This window comes from Flavobacterium piscis, from assembly GCF_031457575.1.
GTDB classification, from domain to species: domain Bacteria; phylum Bacteroidota; class Bacteroidia; order Flavobacteriales; family Flavobacteriaceae; genus Flavobacterium; species Flavobacterium piscis_A.
In genome coordinates, this window is the sequence record NZ_JAVDWQ010000008.1 from 97,777 (window position 1) to 119,088 (window position 21,312).

Here is a 21,312-nt window from a genome sequence, read left to right on the forward strand (position 1 = left end):
TTACTACTAATTACGAACTGGCAACATAACTTAAAAAAAATAAAGTTTCAATGTTGTTCTCTGCATTTTGTAATTTTATTTCATTATCATCTAAGTTTCGTACAAAATGTTACTTTCGCCAATTCTCAATCGTATTTTATTTCTTCATCATTTTAAGGATTTTACCCCTTCTTTCCAAAAACCTGAACAATGTACATATTGGGTTTAAGAGAAGATCCAATAGCCATCAGGTTTGTAATTTCAGAATGTTCTATCTCTTCAACCTGCCTTCCTGATAAATTGAAAATTAAAATTTTATCAATTGTGGCGGAATCCTCAACTTTAAGATTGAAGGTTGATGTTGATGGATTTGAATACAACGCTATTTGTCTTGCTTCCTGATTGCGATTTCACGGTCGTTCCGGAAATCATTATTAACATTAATACCATTAAATACTTCTTCATAATCTTAATATTATTAATTTATTCTGTGTGAGATGAACATTCACAACGTCAAAAACAGAATTAGGGTAAAACCTTAGTTTCTCTGACTGTTATCTATGATTTATTTTTTCGTTTAACATTAGTGCAGATACGATCAATTCCTTGGATATGATACGCGTTTCGTTACCAGCAGCTAATTTGATTGATACCTTATAAACACCTGTTTTAGTCATAGTTAATTTCTTTAAATTTCCACCATCTCCCATAGCTATAGGCACACCGTCTCTATACCATTGATAGTCATCTCCGGCAGGGGATATCATTATTCCGTTTGCATAGCTTATCTCAGGTTTTGGCATCAGAAGCATCTCCTTGACTTTCCGGGCAATTACTCCGGCTCCTGTTACCGAAGGATGCACGCCGTCGGCAAGATACCATTCAGGCTTATTCATATCCAACTCAGTATACAGGTCAATCAGGTTTAAACCCATTTCCAATGCAATTTCTTTTATTTTTGGATTTACCTTATCTTTAATATCGGATTTAAAAATCTCCCAACTCACATTTTCTCCAGGGATAATCATGCAAATCCATATTTCGGGCTTCGATGGCAAGTTTTGAAACGATTGCAGCATTGCCTTGTACTCTTTTTTATAATCTGCGCCTAACGAATTCCATAGCCAGCGTTTTGAATCGTTGGTTCCCAATTTGAGTATTACATAATTTGGATTAGAAGCAAGGGCATTCCTGTACAAAGAGGAATCCCAATAAGAATAACCACCGCCTTTCAGCATGGAGCGTCCACTATCTCCAAAATTTGCTGTTTCCCAATCGGTTGTACCCAACAATGCACGCAACTGTCCCGGATAACTTTGATTATAAGGATCAGAAAAATCATAACCATAGGTAATACTATCCCCTATACAAGATACCTTCTTTTTTTGAGCCAATACAAACAACGGAAGCAATAAATAGGCAAACAAGACGATTCCCGCAACAGAACATTTAGATTTTAACTCTTTCATTTTATATCATTAATTTCGATACCATCAATTAGTAGATTAATTTTTGCCTTCAATTAAATGGAGCATGTTATGGTTGTAAAAAATGCCAAAGTTATCAAAATCAAAATTGAATATTTTTTTGCTTTCCAGAAAAAAAGGAAGTCTTTCTCGTAAAAGCCTCAAAGGTTACGTTTTATAGTAAGATCAAGGTGACCTGCCTGTTCTTTCACCAACTTGTTGTTAATGATTATTTATATAATTATATTTTTTTAAACTATTCTGGTTTTTAAAATTCAAAAACCAGAATAGTTTTGTAAATTATTATTTTGTTTGTTTTTCTGCAAGGTCTTTTTTGTCCTTATGGGCATTATATTTTTTGGAAACTCATACCTCTAAGACTTTGAAAATCTTGCAGAGTTTTAAATAACTTTAAAAATCAATATTTAGCGATCCAGCGCTGTTTATTAATTATCATCATTATTTCTTAACAATTTTAAAAGTTTTTACCCCATCTGCCGCAGAAACCTTAACGATATAGATATTGGGTGTTAGGGAAGAACCTATAGACATGGAACTTGTAATTTCAGAATGTGGTATACTTTCAACCAGTTTACCAGTCATGTCAAAAATTGAAATATCATTTATTTTATTTGGTTCATCAACTTTAAGAGTGATGGCTGACGAGAATGGATTTGGGTACAACACTATCGGTAAACTTGATTCTTCCGTACTATTTTGTTCGGATATTGAACTCATTTTTGCAGAGGATACTGTATTTATTGACCATTGCTGATTAAAATGGCTACTTGAGCTCCATTGCGCTAAATCAGCACCATTGGTCTTATTACCTATTCCATCAATATACAGACCTGTGGCTTTATTCTTAAACTTAACATAGCTTCCTGCGGTTTCGCGTGTCCAATATTGTGCATCACTGCCACTATAACTATATTGTCCTGTAACGGAACCATTGGAGGATCTGTACATACCATCAAGGTATAAGTTTGTAGCACGATTTTTCAGCATCACATAGTTTCCAACCGTTTCAATTGACCATTGTTGTGCAGTGGCGCCGCTGTTAGCATATTGCCCTGCATTGGAACCATTGTCGGATCTGTACATACCATCCATCAGCAAACCAGTACCCCTATTGGCTAAAGTAACGTAGGTAACAGAAGGTGTTGTCGTTTTTGTCAAAAGTATTGCAGTAGTCGAAAGTTTTGGCACAGATATGGTTAACGAATTTGAATTCACTCCGACCTGACTTGTTTTAAGTGCATTTTGTGTCTCCGATACAAAAGTTTCGTTGGCAGGCAGAGATGATAATTGCAAAGTCTTATAATTTCCATTGGCTACCTGAAATCCGTTAAGATTAACTGTCACATTTTGGGCAGAGTTCATGTCTTTGTTCACAATTATTACCGTCATCTGATCTGCGGCGTCACTTATAGAGGAATAGGCAGAAACTGTATTTTCTGCTGTCGAAACACTTGAAACACTATATTTTTTTGCGTTCTTGCTAAACAAGTGCAAGGTTTCCCACATACCAACAGACCAGTTCCATGGAGAAAAAAGTTCAACGCCATTGTTGGCAAACGTACCAAGATGTGAAGCATATATAACCGATTCCAGACTTGGATTGCTGCTTGACCCGGTGCCCCATTCGCTTATACCAGTTGTTATGCCATGATTTGCTCCAAAATGTTCGTTTAACCAGCCATCAATGCGCTTGAAAATATATTGTTTTTTAATTGAGGTATCCCATCCCCCGTTAATTGTGCTAATACCATTTGAACTCGGGTAATCATAATTTTCATCATAATAAATTCGATGCCCCTGCAGTGCATCAGCATCAGCATTATTAGTCTTATACTCAGGATAATTGTGAATATCTACTACATCAACCAGTTTCATACCAGTTGCCTTGTACTCATCCCCAAGACGTTTGATGAAATATTCCATCCATGTATAAGATCTGCCATTTATCCGTATATTTTCTTCTGGCCAGTTGTACCAATACCATTCAGAGGTGTTAACAGGCCCGCAAAGCTTAATACCGGGATAGATCGCTTTCGCTTTCTTTGCCAACTCGATGTAACGATCCATAAAAGCGGCAGCCGACAGCGGCTTTGGCATAGCCCATTTATGTGTGCTATGCCATATATCTACCTCATTGTCCATATTCCAGTATACAAACTGGTCTTTGTTAAACCCTTTACCACCGGCTCCAAACCAATCCTTTAGAATTCCCACAGAAGAGTCTGCCGTCCATGGCTTACTGAATAACTCAGGGTTACCGTCAACCAGGGCATTATGACCGCCAGCGGTGTTAACAACTCCTCCACCGGCTAAGTCCTGCTTAGTACCAGACCACTGCTTTGCCTGGTTGAATGCCCAGTCATCGAAATTGTTATTGGTGTTGGATGCAACCCTACCCAGTAACTGAAAGGCAAACATACCCTGCATACCGGGAAAACTGGTATTGATTTTTTGTGCTGCTACATTCCAATCAGTAGCATAAACGTTGTTATACCAGTCGGGATGAACAGTAAGTTTTGCCTGCCAGTTATAGGATGATGCATTATTACCTCCATTCAGACGGGCAAACTTCAAGCCTGCATCTTTATAAAATTGGTCGGTGCGGTCAAAGAAGTCATTTTTTCCATAGATATTCGGCGATATCAAGCGCTTGTTTTTGGTGGCATCCACCGTTATGGTGGCTGACTGTGCCCACCCATTCGTGAACATTAAAAGTACGATAGCAAAAATTGCCAAACGAATACCTCTCCTAAATTGAGGCATGAAAGTAATTGTTTTTTTTTTCATAATAATAAAATGGTTTAATGGTTAATAGTTAATTGATAAAATTTAATTCATAAAAGTTAATTTGATTAATAATTGTGTTAATTTGCTTTTCATCCCGATTACTTTTCCTATTCTCCCAATCGTGCTGTTGAGCAAATTAAAGACCTAAAAGTGACACTAAAATGAAAGCCTAAATTTAAAATATTATGCTTATTTTTTTTTTACAAATTTTTCTCTTTTTTTTTCCAAGTAATAAAGAATTAGAGCCTGTTTAAATTTTATTCAACAATAGTTTTATAGCAGATAATTTGACCATGTTTTTCGGATGAATAAATGAGGTTACAAAAACACAGAGGACAACTTATTAATTAAGTACTCACCTATTTATATTTTTTTATATTTTCTTTTAAATAAATTTAAAAACACCTGAAGACAGCAATGCAATAATCGAAAAACTCCCTGTCCATTCCTTACGAAGAGTAAGTAATCCGCGATGCAAAAGATTCTTTGCCGATTGATAATTGACATATAACATTTCTGCAATCTCTTCTACGCCCAGCCCTTGACAAGTTCATGCTCCACCGAAAAATCAAAAAGAAATTCAATTGAATCTGTAGTTGTAGTTTTTCTGAAAATATGATCCCGTTCATACAAACGTGCAATTCTCTTTCGTACACTTGACAATAAATAAGCCTTTACCGCATTTGGTTCTTGCAAAGATTCACGATATAACCAAACATCTGCAAACACGTCCTGGACACAATCCTGAACTCTTTCAGGAAAACGATAAAATGAGTTTCCATAACTAATTAAATCACCATAGTAACTGGTCTGTGCAAACAAAGCTTTTGAACACAAAAGAACTAGTGATTATAATTATTTTTTGAATTTTATTCATCTTATTCGGTATATAATTTTAAAAAACTCAAACGCTTACTAACTTGCTTAATCCACTCACGAGCCATCAGTTCATGACCAAATGCAGTTGGATGCACACCATCCCAAATCCAATAATCAATTGTAGCTAGTTGTTGCGCCTCTTCAAAAACCTTTGGATAATCAACTAAAACAGCATTAAAATCGGCAGCAATCCGTTTTACAATATCTGCTCTTTCGACTGTCAATGGATGCCACTTTTGATATTGGTCTTTACGCCAGCCGGAAGCAAAAAAGAACGGTAATCCCAGTACTATCAAAAGATTTGGATTTTGTTTGACACATGAAGTCAGCAGCTTACGGTAAGTGCTTTCAAACATTTTTGCATCCAATGCCTCTTTCTTCCCATCTATTAACGCATTCACATCGTTTATACCAACTAATAAACTTAATACATCGGGTTTCAAATCCAAGGTATCGGCTTGCCACCTTTTTTCAAGATCGTCAAGCGAATTTCCACTTATGCCCCGGTTAAAAAATTTATATCCATATTGTGGAAAATCAGCACCAATCCTGCTGGAAACAGAAAAACAATAACCATGTCCCAAAATATGATTCGGATCTTCACTTCTATCCCGGTTGCCATCAGTTATGGAGTCGCCTTGAAACAAGAATACCAAGTTCTCTTTTTCAGGTTTTGCAATTGCTGCTTTTGCATTTGAACAGGCGGTAGGCAATCCTGTTGCCACCAAGCCCGCTACCGACATAAGTTTAATAAAACCTCTTCTTGAAGAATCTTTTGTTGTCATTCTATTTTGTTTTGGTGTAAACCCTTTTGCCTTTATTTGAAAATATGCTGAGCAAAATGATACAAATTATTGGCCCATTCGGTATCATCATGACCGTTGCCATCCACATGCCAAATGTGTGGTATCTCTTGTTCTTTAAAATACTGATGTACACGTTGACTAACATCTATAAGTCCATCCTTGTTGCCACAAGCAAGCCACAATAACTTTAATTTCTTCTTGGCGGCAATCAAATTAGGCAACAACTTGGAATCAGATAGCCCGCCAAATTCATTGGTATTCGGAGCTGATGAAAATCCACCAATATATGCAAAGGTATCGATATGAGAAAGTCCAATATTCAGAGATTGTCCACCCCCCATAGACAAGCCCACAAGTGCACGATGTTTACGATTAGTATAAACAGAATAGTGTGACTCTACATAAGGGATGATATCCTTAAGAAAGTCGTTCTCGAAAGACACACCATAGCCTTTATAGCCGCCTTTTCGCTCTTCCTGTTCATCAGGTTTGGGATTGTTTACAGTTAAGTTTGTATTACAATTCGGGAAAACCATAATCGCTGGTTTGATCTTGCCTTCGGCAATCAGGTTGTCAATCACATAATCGGCACGAACCCAGTACGGCCATTGTCCAGCACCTGAATTGAGACCGTGCAGTAAATAAATGACTGGATACTTTTTATCAGGGGAATAGCCAGGAGGCGTATAAACTAACATCTCCCTTCGTGTGGAAAGCGTTTTAGAGTCATACTGAACATTCGTAATAACACCATGTGCTATATTCTCCCGCTTCTCCCTGAACCCAGTTGGAGGATCATTGAATGCAGGCCTGTCGTCAGAACTAAGTTTAACCGGTTTTTCAATATCATTTTTGGGCGTTCTTTTCTCGCTTATATACTCCCTTGCCTCAAGCCATTTTCGGCAGGCTTCAGGCCATGAAGATTCTGTGTTTTTCGACCTTCCAAGTCCATATCCATGACCTCCTGTTTGATAAATGTGGAGTTCACAGGGAACATGGTATTTTTGCATAGCCAATGCATATTCAATGCTATTTTGTACCGGAACAGCTCCATCGTCTATGGAATGAACCAAGAAAGCCGGAGGAGTTTCTCCGTTTACCTGTAATTCATTTGAAAAATGTTTTATTTGTTCTGAAGATGGATTGCTTCCCAGTAAATTTACTTGTGATCCTTTGTGTGTTATACTTTCTTCCATTGATATTACAGGGTAGATCAGTAAAGAAAAGTCCGGACGGGCACTGGTTGTATCTTTAGATTCATACACTTTCTCATTGAAATGAGTTGAAACCGTAGATGCCAAATGACCTCCGGCCGAAAAGCCTATTATCCCGATCTTTTGTGGATCAATACCCCATTCTTTTGCGTTACGGCGTACTATACGTATGGCTTCTTGCCCGTCCTGCAACGGGGCGATGGATTTGTTTTTCATAATAGCGTCATCAGGCAAACGGTAATGTAAAACAACAGCCGTAATACCCAACTGATTTAACCATTTTGCTATTTCAACTCCTTCACTTAAAAATGAAATACCATAGTAACCTCCTCCAGGACATACCACCATAGCCGTTCCAGAATTATTATCGGCAGATGCAAGATAAACTTCAATAGTGGGTTGTGAAATATTTCTTAGTTTTATGTAATATGTAGAATCAACAATTTGTTTATAATCAGGATTTTGAATTGAACCGGGAACTTTTCCATTCCAAATTTCAATTACCTTGCTTTGTCCAAAAAGATTACCATTAACTACTATCAAAAAGAAAAAAGTCAATACTATTTGTTTCATGCTTTTAATTTTTATTATAATATTCGTTCATGATATACCAAGCTTTCTTCTTTTCTCCTTTTTCAGACAACAATCCTTTTCTGTTGTAGCCTTTCTGATAAACCTGATTCATCCTTCCCAATGATTTGTAATCAAATAACAGCCAGGGTGAGGTTCCACATAAATTTGGAATTGTTTTAAACAGTTCTATTTGGTCCTTATAAATTTGTTCCTGATATACTTCGGTCCAATTGGCGGCTTCATCTGTTGGTCGATCATTACTTCCATATATGGCTTCTCCTCCAAACTCTGAAATAAATACGGGTTTATCAGGAAAAGCGAACTGCCATTTTACATCCGATGGCTTACCTTGCCACGGAACATACCATCCTATATATTCGTTAATGGCAACCAAATCGGAATGTTTATAAAGTGGGTCCCAAACATTAAATGAGTTGTTTGTATAGCCTTGCGTATTTATAACATGGGTTATCAACCGTGTTGAATCTATTACCCTGCATTTTTGGGTTAATTCAATAAGCGCCTCATTTCGGTTTGGAATATCCGGATAAGTCTCATTCGAAAGACTCCAGACAACAACTCCAGAACGATTTTTATCCCTGCGAATCATTTCTTTCAACATCGTCTCCATTTTTTTTGGAAGAAGGCTATCCGAAAATTGAATAAACTGGTATATGGGAAGTTCACTCCACACCATTAGTCCCATTTTTTCAGCTTCCCTGACCATGTTTTCATTATGTGGATAATGAGCCAGGCGAACAAGGTTGCATCCTAATTCTTTGGCAGCATTCAATAGTATCAAGGCATCTTCTTTCGACTGTGCTCTAGTGCCTTTATATGGATTTTCCTCGTGGATATTTACTGCTTTTAAAAAAACGTCTTTTTTGTTCAGTAATATCTTGCTGCCCTGAACTTCAATACTCCTAAAACCAATGCTATCAACAACCACATCTGTTTCACTTTCAATGATGACTTTATATAACTTGGGATTTTGTGGAGACCAAAGACTAAAATTCGAAGCAAACTCAACTCTGGCATAACCATCATCGTTTGCTTTTGTTTTATATACCTTATTAAGTTCAGGAATTTTAATTGTAACTTTTTGTTTTGCACTTGTTCCATTTAATTTTACCCATCCCAATACGTTGTTTAAGCTCCCTTTTTTTAGTTGAATGAAATAATCTTCTATAAAAGTTTTGTTGGTTTTAATCAAATTGACATCGCGGGTAATACCTCCAAAATTAAACCAGTCATATCCTGCACTTGGTAAACCATTATTCAAACGTTTATTATCTACTTTAACGATTACAACATTATCTCCATTTTTTACTTTATCCGTAATTTCGAATTGAAAAGGAGTAAATCCTCCTTCATGGCTTCCAATTTTTTCACCATTCAGATACACATCTGCCAAATAATTTACAGCTCCAAAATGGAGAAATAATCTTTTTTCTTCGTCAGACTTATAATTGAATACTTTTTTGTACCAAACAATACCTTCCAGATAAGTGAGTTCGCTTAGTTGCGAGTTAAAATCGCCAGGTACTTTTAACATTGGGCCTCCATCAAAAGAATACTCAACAAAGTCCGTCTTTTTTTGAGGCTTTTTTTCCTGCCAGACCTGTTTCCAATCCCCTGCGCCTAATGGATCTAAAATTACCTGCCATTCACCATTTAAACTTGTCAAACTTCGAGATTGAACATTCATCATTGCTGTTTGGGCATATAAATAATTACCCCATAGAAAAATGATCAGAGCAACCAACATCTCTTTTTTAAACACTATTTTTTTTGTTTTTTTATTCATCTTACTTTTGTTTTTTTTTTCTAAATCACATCGCCTAGGTGAAATACCACTACATTCATATTATTCTAAATTACCTGGCTTATACATAAACTTGTCAAAATCGGCATACCCTTTAGTATTTTTACTTTCGGATGCGGCATATAATCCAATAACAACTCCTGTAAAACCTCCATTGGTTTCAGAACTCAGATACCAGACGTTGATCTTGTTTAAAAAATTAAACTGGTTGCCATCAAGGGAATAATAAAATGAGTAAAAATCTTTATCCCCTTTTACTTTCAAATAAATTTTATCGCCGGGAATCTCCATCTCGTATGCGGTGTGGTTCAGCACTCCCATTTTATAACGTACTACCAGTTTACGCTTCCCTTTTTCCGATTTTTTTAAAAAGATGTCATAATGCGCCTGGGGTGAGTAGTAAATTGTCATTCCCGCCTGGTCACCTTCTTTTGCATCATTTAAAGAAAGCACAGTGGTAGCCGAAAAATCAATATGCTCCTGTCTGCGACCAACAAAAGTAGGCGAATCATTATCATCCAAAGAAACTGGGCTTGCTTTCAGCCTCAATGAACCTTTCTTTTCAGTCAGGGAATAATTATTCATAAACGGGTTTCGGAGGTAGTTCCAATCAACACCTAACTTCGCTTCATCAAAATCGGTAGAAAGGTCATGTTGCTTTACAGGTTTTAAAGGCAAAGTAGGTACATTCATGTCAATATCAACTGTACCGTTGCCATTTATTACAGGCCAGGCATTGGCATCCCATCTTACCGGAGCTAAAAAGGTTTCACGTCCCAATACGTGATGCAATAAACTCTGCGGACGAAACCCCAGAAAGACAATCCACCAGGAACCATCATGTGCCTGAACAAAATCGCCATGCCCAGTACCTTGAATTGGGTTGTTTTGTGCATTTTCATTTATGTGCGTAAAAATCGGATTAGCTGGATTCGACTGATAAGGTCCATAGAGATCTTTACTGCGTGCAATTGTCATTTTATGTCCGTATTCAGTACCACCTTCAGAAATCAGTAAATAATAAAATCCATCTTTTTTATAAATATGCGGCGATTCAGGATAACGTCCTCCTGTACCATTCCATACAATCCTACTTTCGGTAAGTCTTTTTCCTGTTTTAACATCTATTTCAGAAATGGTGATGCCTTTGCCGTTTGAGATAAAGTAGCATTTACCGTCTTCAAAATATAACGTAGGATCAATACCGCCCTGATCCACGTAAACGGGTTCAGACCATTCGCCGGCAGGATTATCTGTGTATACATAAAAATTTCCACTGGATACATTTGTGGTCACCATATAAAAAAGACCTTCGTGATAACGGATTGTAGGCGCATAGATTCCTGCAGAAGGCGGGCATTTGTCTAATTTGAGCTGGGAAGGACGGGTCAGGCAATGCCCTATCTTTGTCCAGTTAATTAAGTCTTTGCTATGAAAGACCGGAACGCCCGGAAAATATTCAAAACTACTGGTTACCAGATAATAATCATCACCTACCCTGCACACACTTGGGTCTGGATGAAAACCAGAAATGACAGGGTTTTTATATCCCTGAGCATTTGAGTAGTGAGAAAGCCCCAAAATGCAAACTAAAAGAATAATTATTTTTTTCATGTAATTTTTTTTAATCAATTATTAAACCCTATTTCAGAATGAAGTCAACCGTACCCTTGATATCGGTAGCCGAAGCTCCAATCATAATTTTGAATTTACCGGGTTCTGCAATCCATGTATTTTTTTTGTCATCGTAATAAGAAAAGTCTTCTTTTGTCAAGGTGAAACTCACCGTTTTTTCCTCTCCCGGTTCTAACGAAATCTTCTCAAACCCTTTTAATTCTTTAAGCGGACGGAGCAAACTTGACTTTTCATCATTGACATACAATTGAACCACTTCTTTACCCGCAACTTTGCCTGTGTTTTTTATTGGAATTGTCACCACTAATGAATCGGCTGTTGTAATTGATTTTGAAGAAACTGTGGGTTTCCCGTATTGGAATGTGGTATAACTCAATCCATATCCGAATGGAAAAAGGACTGGGATTTTTTTAGTATCAAACCAACGGTATCCAACTAAAATATCCTCTTTGTAATACACGTTGACGCCATCACCCGGATAACAGGATTTGTCAAAGGTATGCGCCCCGACATCTTCCAGTTTTTTAGGAAATGAGACAGGCAGTTTTCCTGAAGGGTTTACTTCACCTGAAATAATATCGGCCAAAGCATTTCCGGCTTCAGAACCAAGATACCATCCCTGCACAACTGCTGGTGTTTTATCCAGCCAGGGCATCAAAACCGCATTGCCGCTTAGTAAAATCACGGCAGTATTTTTATTAACTTTCTGTATCGCTTCAATGAGTTTATCTTGTCCGAATGGCAAACTAAGCGATTTACGGTCACCACTTTCGCAATCCTGAAAATAATTCTTATTCAACCCCCCAACAAAAAGAACCACATCGGCATGACGGGCAACTTCAATAGCCGCAGTTTGCAAGGAGTCTATATTTAATTTAGAAGGTTCTTCCGATCCATATAGTGGCCGGCCTGAAGCATATCCCATGCTGTAAACAATATGATCTTTGCCGTATTTATTCTTTAATCCCTGTAATGGTGTAATTTCATAAGCCGCTTTCAGCGACGTGGAACCTCCCCCAACAATCAGGCTGCGTGTAGCATTTTCGCCTATCACGGCAATCTTTGTGTATTTGCCTTGTGGAATAGGCAAAAACTGTTTGTCATTTTTAAGAAGAACAATACCTTCTTGCGCTATTTGTCGTGCTGCCAAGCTATGTTCGGGCGATACAAAACGTCCAAATGGGCGATTGGCACTCATGGTCGTGCGAAAAATCATCCGCAGGATTCGGCTTGCTTTATCATCAAGTTTCGACATTTCATATTCTCCCGATTTGATTCCTTGCAGGAACGGATCGGCCAAATAATAGCTGGAAAAAGGAAAATGTCCTTGTGTGGTCAATCCGTTGGTATAGGTGCCCATCTCAATATCAAGTCCGCCATTGACAGCTTCATCGGTATTGTGTACGCCGCCCCAGTCGCTGACCACCACGCCATCGAACTTCCAATCAGTTTTCAGGATTTTATTCAGCAAAATGTCGTTGTGACAGCTATGCATGCCCCATATTTTGTTATAGGCCCCCATGATGGACCAGACTTTTCCTTCCTGAACCGCAGCTTTAAAGGCAGGAAGATAAATCTCGTGCAGCGCACGGTCACTTACATTTACATTAATTTCGCCACGGGAAATTTCCTGGTTGTTCAACGCAAAGTGCTTTACGCACGCAGCAACTCCATTAGACTGTACACCCTGAATGTAGGGAACCACCATGCGTGAAGCCAAGAAAGGATCTTCTCCCATATATTCAAAATTCCGGCCATTGAGCGGTGTACGATAAATATTGACTCCTGGTCCCAACAACATGGTTTTGTTTCGGTATCGGGCTTCTTCTCCTATAGATTTACCGTAAAGCAGCGATATGTCTGAGTTGAATGTTGCCGCAAGACAGGTTAATGCAGGAAAAGCGGTGCAGGAATCATTGGTCCACTGGGCACTGCTCCACTCATCCCATAGTTTCTCATCGCTCACGCCATGCGATCCATCAGAAGACCATACATCCGGAATGCCCAGCCGGGGAACTCCTCTTGAACTGAATTTTGACTGCGCATGGCAAAGTGCCACTTTTTCTTCTAATGTCATTCGTGACAAGGCATCTTTTATACGAACTTCTATAGGTTTGCTTGTATCCAGGTAAACAGGCTCTTGTGCCCATCCGTTAACAGACAGCAGCGTAAATAATACTACTAAAATGCTTATTTTTCTTTTTATCATTACTATTCTCATGTATTAATTATTTTGCGTTGATGTAATAATTATACTTTTCCCTTCCAATCCATCTGATGATACCGATAATTTAATTTCACCTGCCTGATGATTGCTTTTTATCACAACCAGTGCTCGTCCTTTCCATGCTTTGCGTGTATTACCCACGTATTGTTCGAAGTCTTTCAAATCAGCATTATCTACTCCGGCAATGATACTTGGTCCTTCGATTTTAAAATTCAGGCGGTTGGTGGCGTTGGGTTGGAATATCCCATCCTTATCTGTTATTTCAATAGTTATGAATGATAAATCCTGTCCGTTGGCCAGTATCTCTTTTCGGTCGGCAGTCAATTTTATTTTTGCTGCATCGCTTGCAGTTTGCAGAATGGTTGATTCCATTTCCTTATCATTTTCTACTCCAACAGCTTTAAGCAAACCTGCAGCATATGGAATAGGAAAAGTAGCCTTGAATTGCTCTTCTTTACTCGTTTTTTGTTCACCAACCAGTTTGTCGTTCAGGTATAATCTTACTTTCGGGTATTTGAAATACACTTCAACCTGAACCGTTTTTCCTTCAAAACCCGGCCATGTCCAGCTCTCCCACGTTGGATAAACCGACCACCAGGTTTCTTTGATTTCCAAAGGTTCCGGGGCTGGTTCACGAACTGCCATATAGAGTTTCTCGTTCGTATTATACAACAGGCTTCGGTAATGTGAAATGGGTTTTCTCCATCCAATCAAATCTATGTCACCGCAGTAAGCACCATGATAAGGGAAGAAATCATTTTCCCAGTGCTGGCCGGGAACTTCTCCCGAATAGTAATAACGTCCGATACCTGATTCACCCAAATAATCCATGGCTGTCCAAACAAAATCCCCGATCACATAATTGTTTTCCTGTACCAGTTTCCAATTGTTAAAAGCGTCTTTTGGATAGGATTCGGTTTGAACGATGATACGCGAAGGCACTCTTTTATGATCGTCCGCAGCAGTATGCAGGTTGTAATTATAACCTGCAACATCATGTACGTTTATCAAAGGATCCAGGTTCTCCCATTTGTCGAAATTCACAACTGCAGAAGTTACAGGCCTTGTTGTATCTATTTTTTTTACTTCCTGCAAAAGCATTTTAGCTGTTTCAACAGCCTCGGGTTTTCCTCGCTCTGCAATTTCATTACCTATGCTCCACATAATGATAGATGGATGATTACGATCCCTCAAAATCATGGCCTGCAAATCTTTTTTCCACCATTGGTCGAAATATTTTGCGTAGTCGTTACTGTTTTTTCCAATTTTCCAGCAATCGAATGATTCGTCCATTACCAGCAAACCCAATCTATCGCAGGCATCCAAAAATGCTTCAGAAGGCGGGTTGTGGGATGTCCTCACGGCATTGAACCCACCGGCTTTGAGCAATTCTACTTTACGTTCTTCAGCACGGTCAAAAGCAGCAGCACCCAGGCAGCCGTTATCGTGATGTACGCAACCGCCATTTATTTTTATTGTTTTTCCATTAAGCTGGAATCCATTTTCGGCAGTAAATTTTATGGAACGGATACCAAAATTGGTTTTTGTATCGTCCAGCACTTTTTTATCCTTTACTACCTGAACCTGGGCCTGATATAAATGCGGTGTTTCTGGCGTCCAAAGCATAGGTTTTGACACTTGTATGGTTTGGGTTATTTCTTTCTCGCTATTGGCAGGAACCTCAATTTTTACCTGACTATTTCCCGCACTTTTAGAATTCTTGTTCCAAAGAAAGGTTTTTACAACAACGCTCTGGGCGGATGCAGTTTCATTTTTAACCTTGGTTTTCACCAGTACTGTTGCTTTTTTTGAAGATACCTCAGGAGTTGAAATCCCAACACCCCAATCAGTAACATGTACAGGATCTGAAGTCATCATCCAAACATGACGGTAGATTCCCGAGCCACTGTACCAGCGGCTGTTCATCTGTTGTGAATTGTCGACTTTTACCGCAATAACATTTTCTTTTCCAAAATTCAAGTAAGGGGTAAGGTCGTAACTGAATGATGAGTAGCCATAAGGATAAACACCCAGCGATTTTCCGTTGATAAAAACTTCCGAATTCATATAAACACCTTCAAAATAAATAGCTGTTTTTTTAGTTTTCCATTCATTAGGTACCTCAAAGGTTTTGCGATACCAGCCAATTCCTGACGGGAAATATCCTCCACCTCCACCAGTAGTATTCTTAGGATGAATTTTTCCTTCGATACTCCAATCGTGGGGCAGATCAAGTTTACGCCAGCCTGCATCATTGAAATCATTTGTTTTGGCTTCAGTGACATCGCCTAAAAAGAATTTCCAGTCAGAATCAAATAACTGTTTTCTTTCCATGCCATTTTGTGCAATTGCTGGAAAAAAGCTTATAAATAGTATAAATATGAATACTATTCGTTTTGCAAAATATTGTCTCCTATATGAATTTAAGCTATTCATTTTGTTGTGTTTATATTTATAATTTGTATTATTGAATATGAGTATTCATTCATCAATTTGCTATTGCGTAATCATGACAAAGGCTTTACAACACTCTGCAGAGAATTATTATCTTATCGCAAAGGAGTTATCCGATACAGTCCTGCCCCATGTTGTGGCAATTCACGCTCAAAACTCCCATCAAAAGTTCCCAGATCTTTGTGATTCCACAAATCGCGCACTTTTACTTTGCCTTTTATATTAATATCTTCAAAGTTTACTTTTACATTGGCCTTGTCGGGCATATTTAATGTTCCTTTATCAACCAAAACCCCAAAATTCACTGAGCCTATTTCTGTTGTTACGTAGCCGGTTGCTGTAAAAGAATCATATCCTTCGGGCAATTCATAAACTATCACAGACTCTGCATGAGCGCCAATTCCTTCTCGTGTTTCATTATTTATAATAATTGGGTTATTGTCGCAGGTACGATTGACATTCACTTCTCCCCAGCCCGAAGTTGCGCCCAACCATTTGAGGCTAGTCAGTTTTAAATCGCCTTTAGAACCGTGAAGTACCGGATCGACCCAAACGATATGATCCCAATCATTAGTATTTCCGCCATCTTCCACAAAGAGAACAAGTTTTTTACCCTCTTTTACCGATACTTCTATCTTTTGCGAACTTCCTTTGCCTGCGATTATTGGACTGACATAATCGGCATTGTTTAAATCAAGATTTTCTCCCTTGGTTTGCGCGTTGAAAAGGGCTACATACTTGTCTTTGCTATTAGGCACATCGGCTGTCCACACAATCAGATTCTTTTCGCGCGACACCTGACGGTTATTGATGCTGTGTTGATTTACATTGAGCATTTCAGGATTGGTGAGCATTTCCCTGGTAAAATCGTCGAGCTGGGTCATATCTCCACCAAAAATAAGTGGCGAACGACCAATAGCCCAAAGGCTCATAAGTGTATATTGTTCGTTTTTAGTGAAATTGGTTGGGCGTTTGAATTCAACTATTCCAATAGGCAGCATATCGGCATCAGGGAAATGTCCGGGTCCACGAAAAGGGGTCCACGCATCCATTCGCTCAAACATGCCTTGCAATAATCCCCAGCGATCCCAAAAATCGTCGGTGATACGCCACATATTGGCATGATTCATGACATGCCCACCCATTTTAACCGGCGTTGCTCCCGGCGATAAACTTAACAGAATAGGCCGACCGGTTTTGTCTATTGCTTTTCGAAGAGCCTCAATTTCGGCCTTTTGCACATCATCGTAAGGGCGTGAAATATCGTCACACTTGATAAAATCTACTCCCCAGTCGGCATACATCTGCACAATGGAATTATAGTATGCCTGACCTTCAGGGCTATTGGCATTAACACCGTACATATCAGGATTCCATCCACAGGTAGAGCTTTTAATGGCAATATCCTGAGCTTTTACGTTTGTCCCGAGTACGGGAGTATTTTTTTCGACAGCCTGACGGGGAATTCCGCGCATAATATGAATGCCGAATTTCAGTCCTTTGGAGTGCACATAGTCTGCAAGGTGTTTGAAACCTTTTCCATCTGCAGCCGAAGGAAATTTTTTCAAACCTGGTGTTAAACGACCATATTCATCCATGGTAAGTATCGCCTTCGGATTGTAATCATGTTTTTTTGATTCAGGTTCATACCATTGAATATCCACTGTGAGATAGTTGTATCCGCTTGGTAAAAGGTATTTTGCCATCGCATCTGCCTGTTCTTTTATTTGCTGTTCTGTAACGGTTGTTCCAAAACAATCCCAACTGTTCCAACCAAGTGGTGGTGTGGATGCCCATTGATGATACTTTTTTTGGGCTGTTTGTGCATTTATAACACTAAAAAAAAGTGCCAAAACCAAGGTAAGTTTATATTTCATTTTTATTTAAATTAGGTTAAAAAACAAATAGTATAGTTTTCTAACTTTTATTTTTTATTTTGCGGTGTTAGTGACACAATAAATCCATCTATATTTGTCTTCAAATATTCCTATTCACTTTTTATGTATTTGGCTTCGTATCCCAACAGAGTAAGCATTTCAAGACCATATCGTCTGCCTAATTCCCTGTAACCATTGGAATCAAAATGGGCATTGTCAATTCCGGTACAACCTTCCGAAGAAATAATATGTGCCGATGGAATAGTATCGGGTAACTTCCGTATAATTGGATTCATTTTTGAACAACAATTGCCATCGGCAGATAATAATTCGCCTGCCAAAAGTGGAACCGAATTGGCATTTAACGAAAGGTCGATCAACATATCGCCATAAATCTTCTTTATATATGATGGCCATTGTTCTTGTCCTGCGTTCGTCTCGCCCTGGTGTAAAAGAATTCCTTTAATAACTACGTCTTTTTGAGCCAATGTGGCCAAATTGACAAGATACTGATAAGGATTCCCATCGTAAGATTCTACCAGCGAAGTAAACCAGCTATCTTTGTAGGTCGAATCGAAATCCTTGTAAATATCTTTATCGAACAGCCTAATGTCACAGCCAGCAACAGAAACGTTAATAATTCCAACTGTAATGTCATCCGGAAGATTGGCAACTAAAGTTCTTCCAAAGTAATCTGCTGGTGATAACCCCGAATTACATTGACATGTAGGCGGAACAGCAGGACTCCATTCAGCTTTTTTTCTGTTCAGGTTTGGGCAATCTTGTGCCTGAAACACTTTGAGCTGGTTATTTACTGCCAGATCCTGACTCTCAATTGGAGCTGCACCTTGCATATTCGATTGTCCAAAACAGATAAAGATGTAAAAATTGCGGTTCTGTGCAAAAGCTCCCGTATTCAAAACGAATAAGCCTATAACAGTAAAAATGAAAATATTTAGTTTCTTCATAGTATTAAGTTCATTATTAAATAACATATCATCAACAAATAGTTAGTATGACCTTTATTCAATAAATTTAAACAGTTTATTAGAAGTCTCATTGGTCATTTAGAAGCCTATTTAACGTCAATAACCTCCCATTTTCTAATGTAAAGTTTCCAAACGTAATATCGTTAATGAATTCCCCGGGAATGAACGTGTAATAGTCGTTCCTGAAAATTTCACATTTTCTGTTTTTGGGGAAACTTTGGTAGGCTGTTCCATTGTATTCTCATCGAGCGGACTGGCAGATGTAAGCACAATGGCTTTTCCTTTCCCAGTAAAAACTTTTGCATCTTTCAAATCAATTTCCGTTTTTATTGATTTCGCTGAAGCATTTACAACTTTAAGAATCACATCGCCTGATTTATCGTCTTTCACAGCACTCATAATCAACCCCTTAACAGTAAGGTTTTTTTCTGAAATTTCCTGTATTAACTTTCCGTCAAGATAGGCTCTTACGTTGCCTCCTTTGATTTCAATTTTCACATCATACCATTGTTCCGTTTTGGCTTCTCCTTTCATTTCTGCAACAGCCATGCCCATTTCCAGATGCGTAACAGAATTGTTCCAACCTCCTACTTCGAAACGGTTACGTTCCTCATTATTCCTATTATGGAATAATATCTGGAATCCGTTTTCGCCCGAAATCCTGCGAGCTTTCAAAGTGATCGTGTAGTCTTTCCACGTAGAATCTCCCATAAAAATGCTCACTCCTGGTTCTATTGCCGATTGTTTGAGAACTCCATCTTTTACACTCCATTCACCTTTTCCGGTTTGTCTCAAATCCTTATTGAGTTTTGCAAAATCGGGTTTAAACAGAATTTTCCCATCAGGAGCTGTAACCACAACATCTTTAAATTCGGCCGAATTCATCCAGGTGCCAAAACCAATACAACCCATTCCTACAGGCATTTCAATGACCGGATTATTATCTACAGAGAAAGGCAATACATTCGTTCCCTGGTTGTTTGAAAACATTTCCTGAACATAATAGCTTGGCAAGCCAAACCACTGGTGACTGTCGAAATTAATTAGGTTTACCGGCCATGCTTTGTGGTTTGCATTGCACAACAAGGGTGCATAAGCTCCCAGGACAACTACATCCGAGTTTCGTTCCATGCCTGTCATCCAGGCAGCTTCGCCTATTGCACCGCGCAGGTTACCGTTTCCTGTGCCTGAAGTTACCGCATATTCACCAACAAAAACTTTGAAACCATTGCGGTCGTAGCTGTCATATTTATTTGAATTCCAGATAAACCAATCGGGATTGTTGTAATAATGCTCATCAACTAATTCTGGCTTTGGCTCTTTAGGGTGCCCACCAGCCCACTCGTTGGCAATGAGTTTCATGTACGGGTATTTTGCCTGAATTGCCTTTACAAACAATGGCCAGCGTTCGTTGTAAGGAGTTCCGCCATTTTCGTTTCCAATTTCAATGTATTTCATATTAAATGGTTCCGGATGTCCGTTTTTTGCCCGAAGACTTCCCCAAACCGAAGATTCCGGTCCATTGGCATATTCGATTGCATCAAGCGCATCTTGCACCCATTGTCCCATTTGGTCGAGCGGAACTACTTCTTTGTGTGACATTCCAATGTTTATGCAATAAAGTGGTTCGGCTCCCAAATCTTCGGAAAGTTGAAGATATTCGTGAAACCCAAGTCCGTTAGTGGCATTGTAACCCCATATATTCCAGAGTGCTGTGCGTGTATCAATGCTTCCGATTGTATTTTTCCAGTGGTTCATGTGCTTGAGATCGTCACCTTCCACCCAGCAACCTCCCGGGAAGCGCAGAAATTTGGGATGAAGAGCATCAAGTGCTTCGGAAAGATCGGTGCGCAAACCATGATTTTTCCATGTTTTATCTGGGAGCAGCGAAACCATATCCAGAAATAGTTTCCCATTGCCTTCGCCTGAAATTTGCAGGCTTGCTTTAGGATCGCCTGTACTTATTTTCAGATTTACAGTATAATATGCCCAGTCTTCAGTAATTCCTTTTATTTCAGCAGCTGATATTTCATTACCTTTCGAATTAAGAATTTTTATTTTTAGAGGAGAGGAAAAACCTTTAATAGCACGTGCGGCAAACTTCAGCGTATAACTTTCCCCCTGCACCATATTCATGCCCCAGTAGCCTGAATTTTCCAGTTTAAAAGAACCTGAAGCATCAATTAACAATGCTTTGCGATTGAATGAGTTTAATGGCGGTATCACTTGTTTCGCAAAAAGGTCGGCATTGCTGATCGAAGCCGTACTTTTGCCATCGGCACTTGTAAACTTCCAATCCTGAGGGATATCAGCATCTTCAAACGAACGGTTTGTTACCATTTCGGGATACAATCCTCCATCGGCAGAAAGGTTAATATCTTCGAAGAAAATACCGAACAAGGTAGGTGAAATTGCATGCCCCGGATTGTTTACATCAACCGTGATTTTAGCCTTATCCGCTTTGTTTGTCTGAGCGTTTAGCACAGTGCTCAATCCGCAAAGTAATAAACCCGCAATAAGCTTTTTATTTATGTCTTTTTTCATCCGTTTCTTAATTTTTTTCATTTACAGCTAACTGTA

The 21,312-nt window shown here is 38.8% G+C and carries 13 protein-coding genes; all 13 read right to left on the minus strand.

Annotation, left to right across the window (positions count from 1 at the left end; translation table 11 throughout):
• Nucleotides 1-161 precede the first annotated feature (161 nt).
• The gene (locus J2W48_RS23120) at nt 162-359 is read right to left on the minus strand and encodes a T9SS type A sorting domain-containing protein (RefSeq protein WP_409025178.1); all 198 of its coding nucleotides are present in this window, start codon (nt 357-359) and stop codon (nt 162-164) included.
• A 174-nt stretch (nt 360-533) separates the two neighbouring features.
• Nucleotides 534-1,448: a GDSL-type esterase/lipase family protein gene (locus J2W48_RS12900; RefSeq protein WP_310281973.1), complete on the minus strand. Its 915-nt coding sequence runs from the start codon at nt 1,446-1,448 to the stop codon at nt 534-536.
• A 456-nt stretch (nt 1,449-1,904) separates the two neighbouring features.
• Nucleotides 1,905-4,253 (minus strand): glycoside hydrolase family 44 protein, encoded by a 2,349-nt coding sequence (locus J2W48_RS12905; RefSeq protein WP_310281975.1) that lies wholly within the window; start codon nt 4,251-4,253, stop codon nt 1,905-1,907.
• Nucleotides 4,254-4,781: 528 nt separating this feature from the next.
• Nucleotides 4,782-5,075: a sigma factor gene (locus J2W48_RS12910; protein ID WP_310281977.1), complete on the minus strand. Its 294-nt coding sequence runs from the start codon at nt 5,073-5,075 to the stop codon at nt 4,782-4,784.
• Nucleotides 5,076-5,131: 56 nt separating this feature from the next.
• A complete protein-coding gene (locus J2W48_RS12915; protein WP_310281979.1) occupies nt 5,132-5,917 on the minus strand; it encodes an SGNH/GDSL hydrolase family protein in 786 nt (261 codons plus the stop codon).
• Between the two features lie 32 nt (nt 5,918-5,949).
• Nucleotides 5,950-7,725: an alpha/beta hydrolase-fold protein gene (locus tag J2W48_RS12920; RefSeq protein WP_310281980.1), complete on the minus strand. Its 1,776-nt coding sequence runs from the start codon at nt 7,723-7,725 to the stop codon at nt 5,950-5,952.
• A 4-nt stretch (nt 7,726-7,729) separates the two neighbouring features.
• Entirely contained in the window at nt 7,730-9,532 is a 1,803-nt protein-coding gene (locus tag J2W48_RS12925; RefSeq protein WP_310281982.1) for a glycoside hydrolase family 2 protein, read from the minus strand.
• A gap of 60 nt (nt 9,533-9,592) precedes the next feature.
• A complete protein-coding gene (locus J2W48_RS12930) occupies nt 9,593-11,164 on the minus strand; it encodes a glycoside hydrolase family 43 protein (RefSeq protein WP_310281984.1) in 1,572 nt (523 codons plus the stop codon).
• 28 nt (nt 11,165-11,192) lie between these two features.
• Entirely contained in the window at nt 11,193-13,394 is a 2,202-nt protein-coding gene (locus J2W48_RS12935) for a glycoside hydrolase family 3 C-terminal domain-containing protein (protein ID WP_310282149.1), read from the minus strand.
• A gap of 15 nt (nt 13,395-13,409) precedes the next feature.
• On the minus strand, nt 13,410-15,746 hold the full coding sequence (locus J2W48_RS12940; RefSeq protein WP_310281986.1) for a glycoside hydrolase family 2 TIM barrel-domain containing protein: 2,337 nt from the start codon (nt 15,744-15,746) through the stop codon (nt 13,410-13,412).
• A gap of 215 nt (nt 15,747-15,961) precedes the next feature.
• A complete protein-coding gene (locus tag J2W48_RS12945) occupies nt 15,962-17,743 on the minus strand; it encodes an NPCBM/NEW2 domain-containing protein (protein WP_310281988.1) in 1,782 nt (593 codons plus the stop codon).
• A 110-nt stretch (nt 17,744-17,853) separates the two neighbouring features.
• On the minus strand, nt 17,854-18,711 hold the full coding sequence (locus J2W48_RS12950) for a sialate O-acetylesterase (protein ID WP_310281990.1): 858 nt from the start codon (nt 18,709-18,711) through the stop codon (nt 17,854-17,856).
• Between the two features lie 135 nt (nt 18,712-18,846).
• Nucleotides 18,847-21,276 carry an alpha-L-arabinofuranosidase C-terminal domain-containing protein gene (locus tag J2W48_RS12955; protein ID WP_310281992.1) on the minus strand — a complete coding sequence of 810 codons (2,430 nt, stop codon included), beginning with the start codon at nt 21,274-21,276 and terminating at the stop codon, nt 18,847-18,849.
• Nucleotides 21,277-21,312 lie beyond the last annotated feature (36 nt).

Coding starts and splice junctions, on each gene's coding strand:
- J2W48_RS12955 (WP_310281992.1), bottom strand. CDS start 21,276: ATGAAAAAAGACATAAATAAAAAGCTTATTGCGGGTTTATTACTTTGC.
- J2W48_RS12935 (WP_310282149.1), bottom strand. CDS start 13,394: ATGATAAAAAGAAAAATAAGCATTTTAGTAGTATTATTTACGCTGCTG.
- J2W48_RS12950 (WP_310281990.1), bottom strand. CDS start 18,711: ATGAAGAAACTAAATATTTTCATTTTTACTGTTATAGGCTTATTCGTT.
- J2W48_RS12920 (WP_310281980.1), bottom strand. CDS start 7,725: ATGAAACAAATAGTATTGACTTTTTTCTTTTTGATAGTAGTTAATGGT.
- J2W48_RS12925 (WP_310281982.1), bottom strand. CDS start 9,532: ATGAATAAAAAAACAAAAAAAATAGTGTTTAAAAAAGAGATGTTGGTT.
- J2W48_RS12915 (WP_310281979.1), bottom strand. CDS start 5,917: ATGACAACAAAAGATTCTTCAAGAAGAGGTTTTATTAAACTTATGTCG.
- J2W48_RS12945 (WP_310281988.1), bottom strand. CDS start 17,743: ATGAAATATAAACTTACCTTGGTTTTGGCACTTTTTTTTAGTGTTATA.
- J2W48_RS12905 (WP_310281975.1), bottom strand. CDS start 4,253: ATGAAAAAAAAAACAATTACTTTCATGCCTCAATTTAGGAGAGGTATT.
- J2W48_RS12940 (WP_310281986.1), bottom strand. CDS start 15,746: ATGGAAAGAAAACAGTTATTTGATTCTGACTGGAAATTCTTTTTAGGC.
- J2W48_RS12930 (WP_310281984.1), bottom strand. CDS start 11,164: ATGAAAAAAATAATTATTCTTTTAGTTTGCATTTTGGGGCTTTCTCAC.
- J2W48_RS12900 (WP_310281973.1), bottom strand. CDS start 1,448: ATGAAAGAGTTAAAATCTAAATGTTCTGTTGCGGGAATCGTCTTGTTT.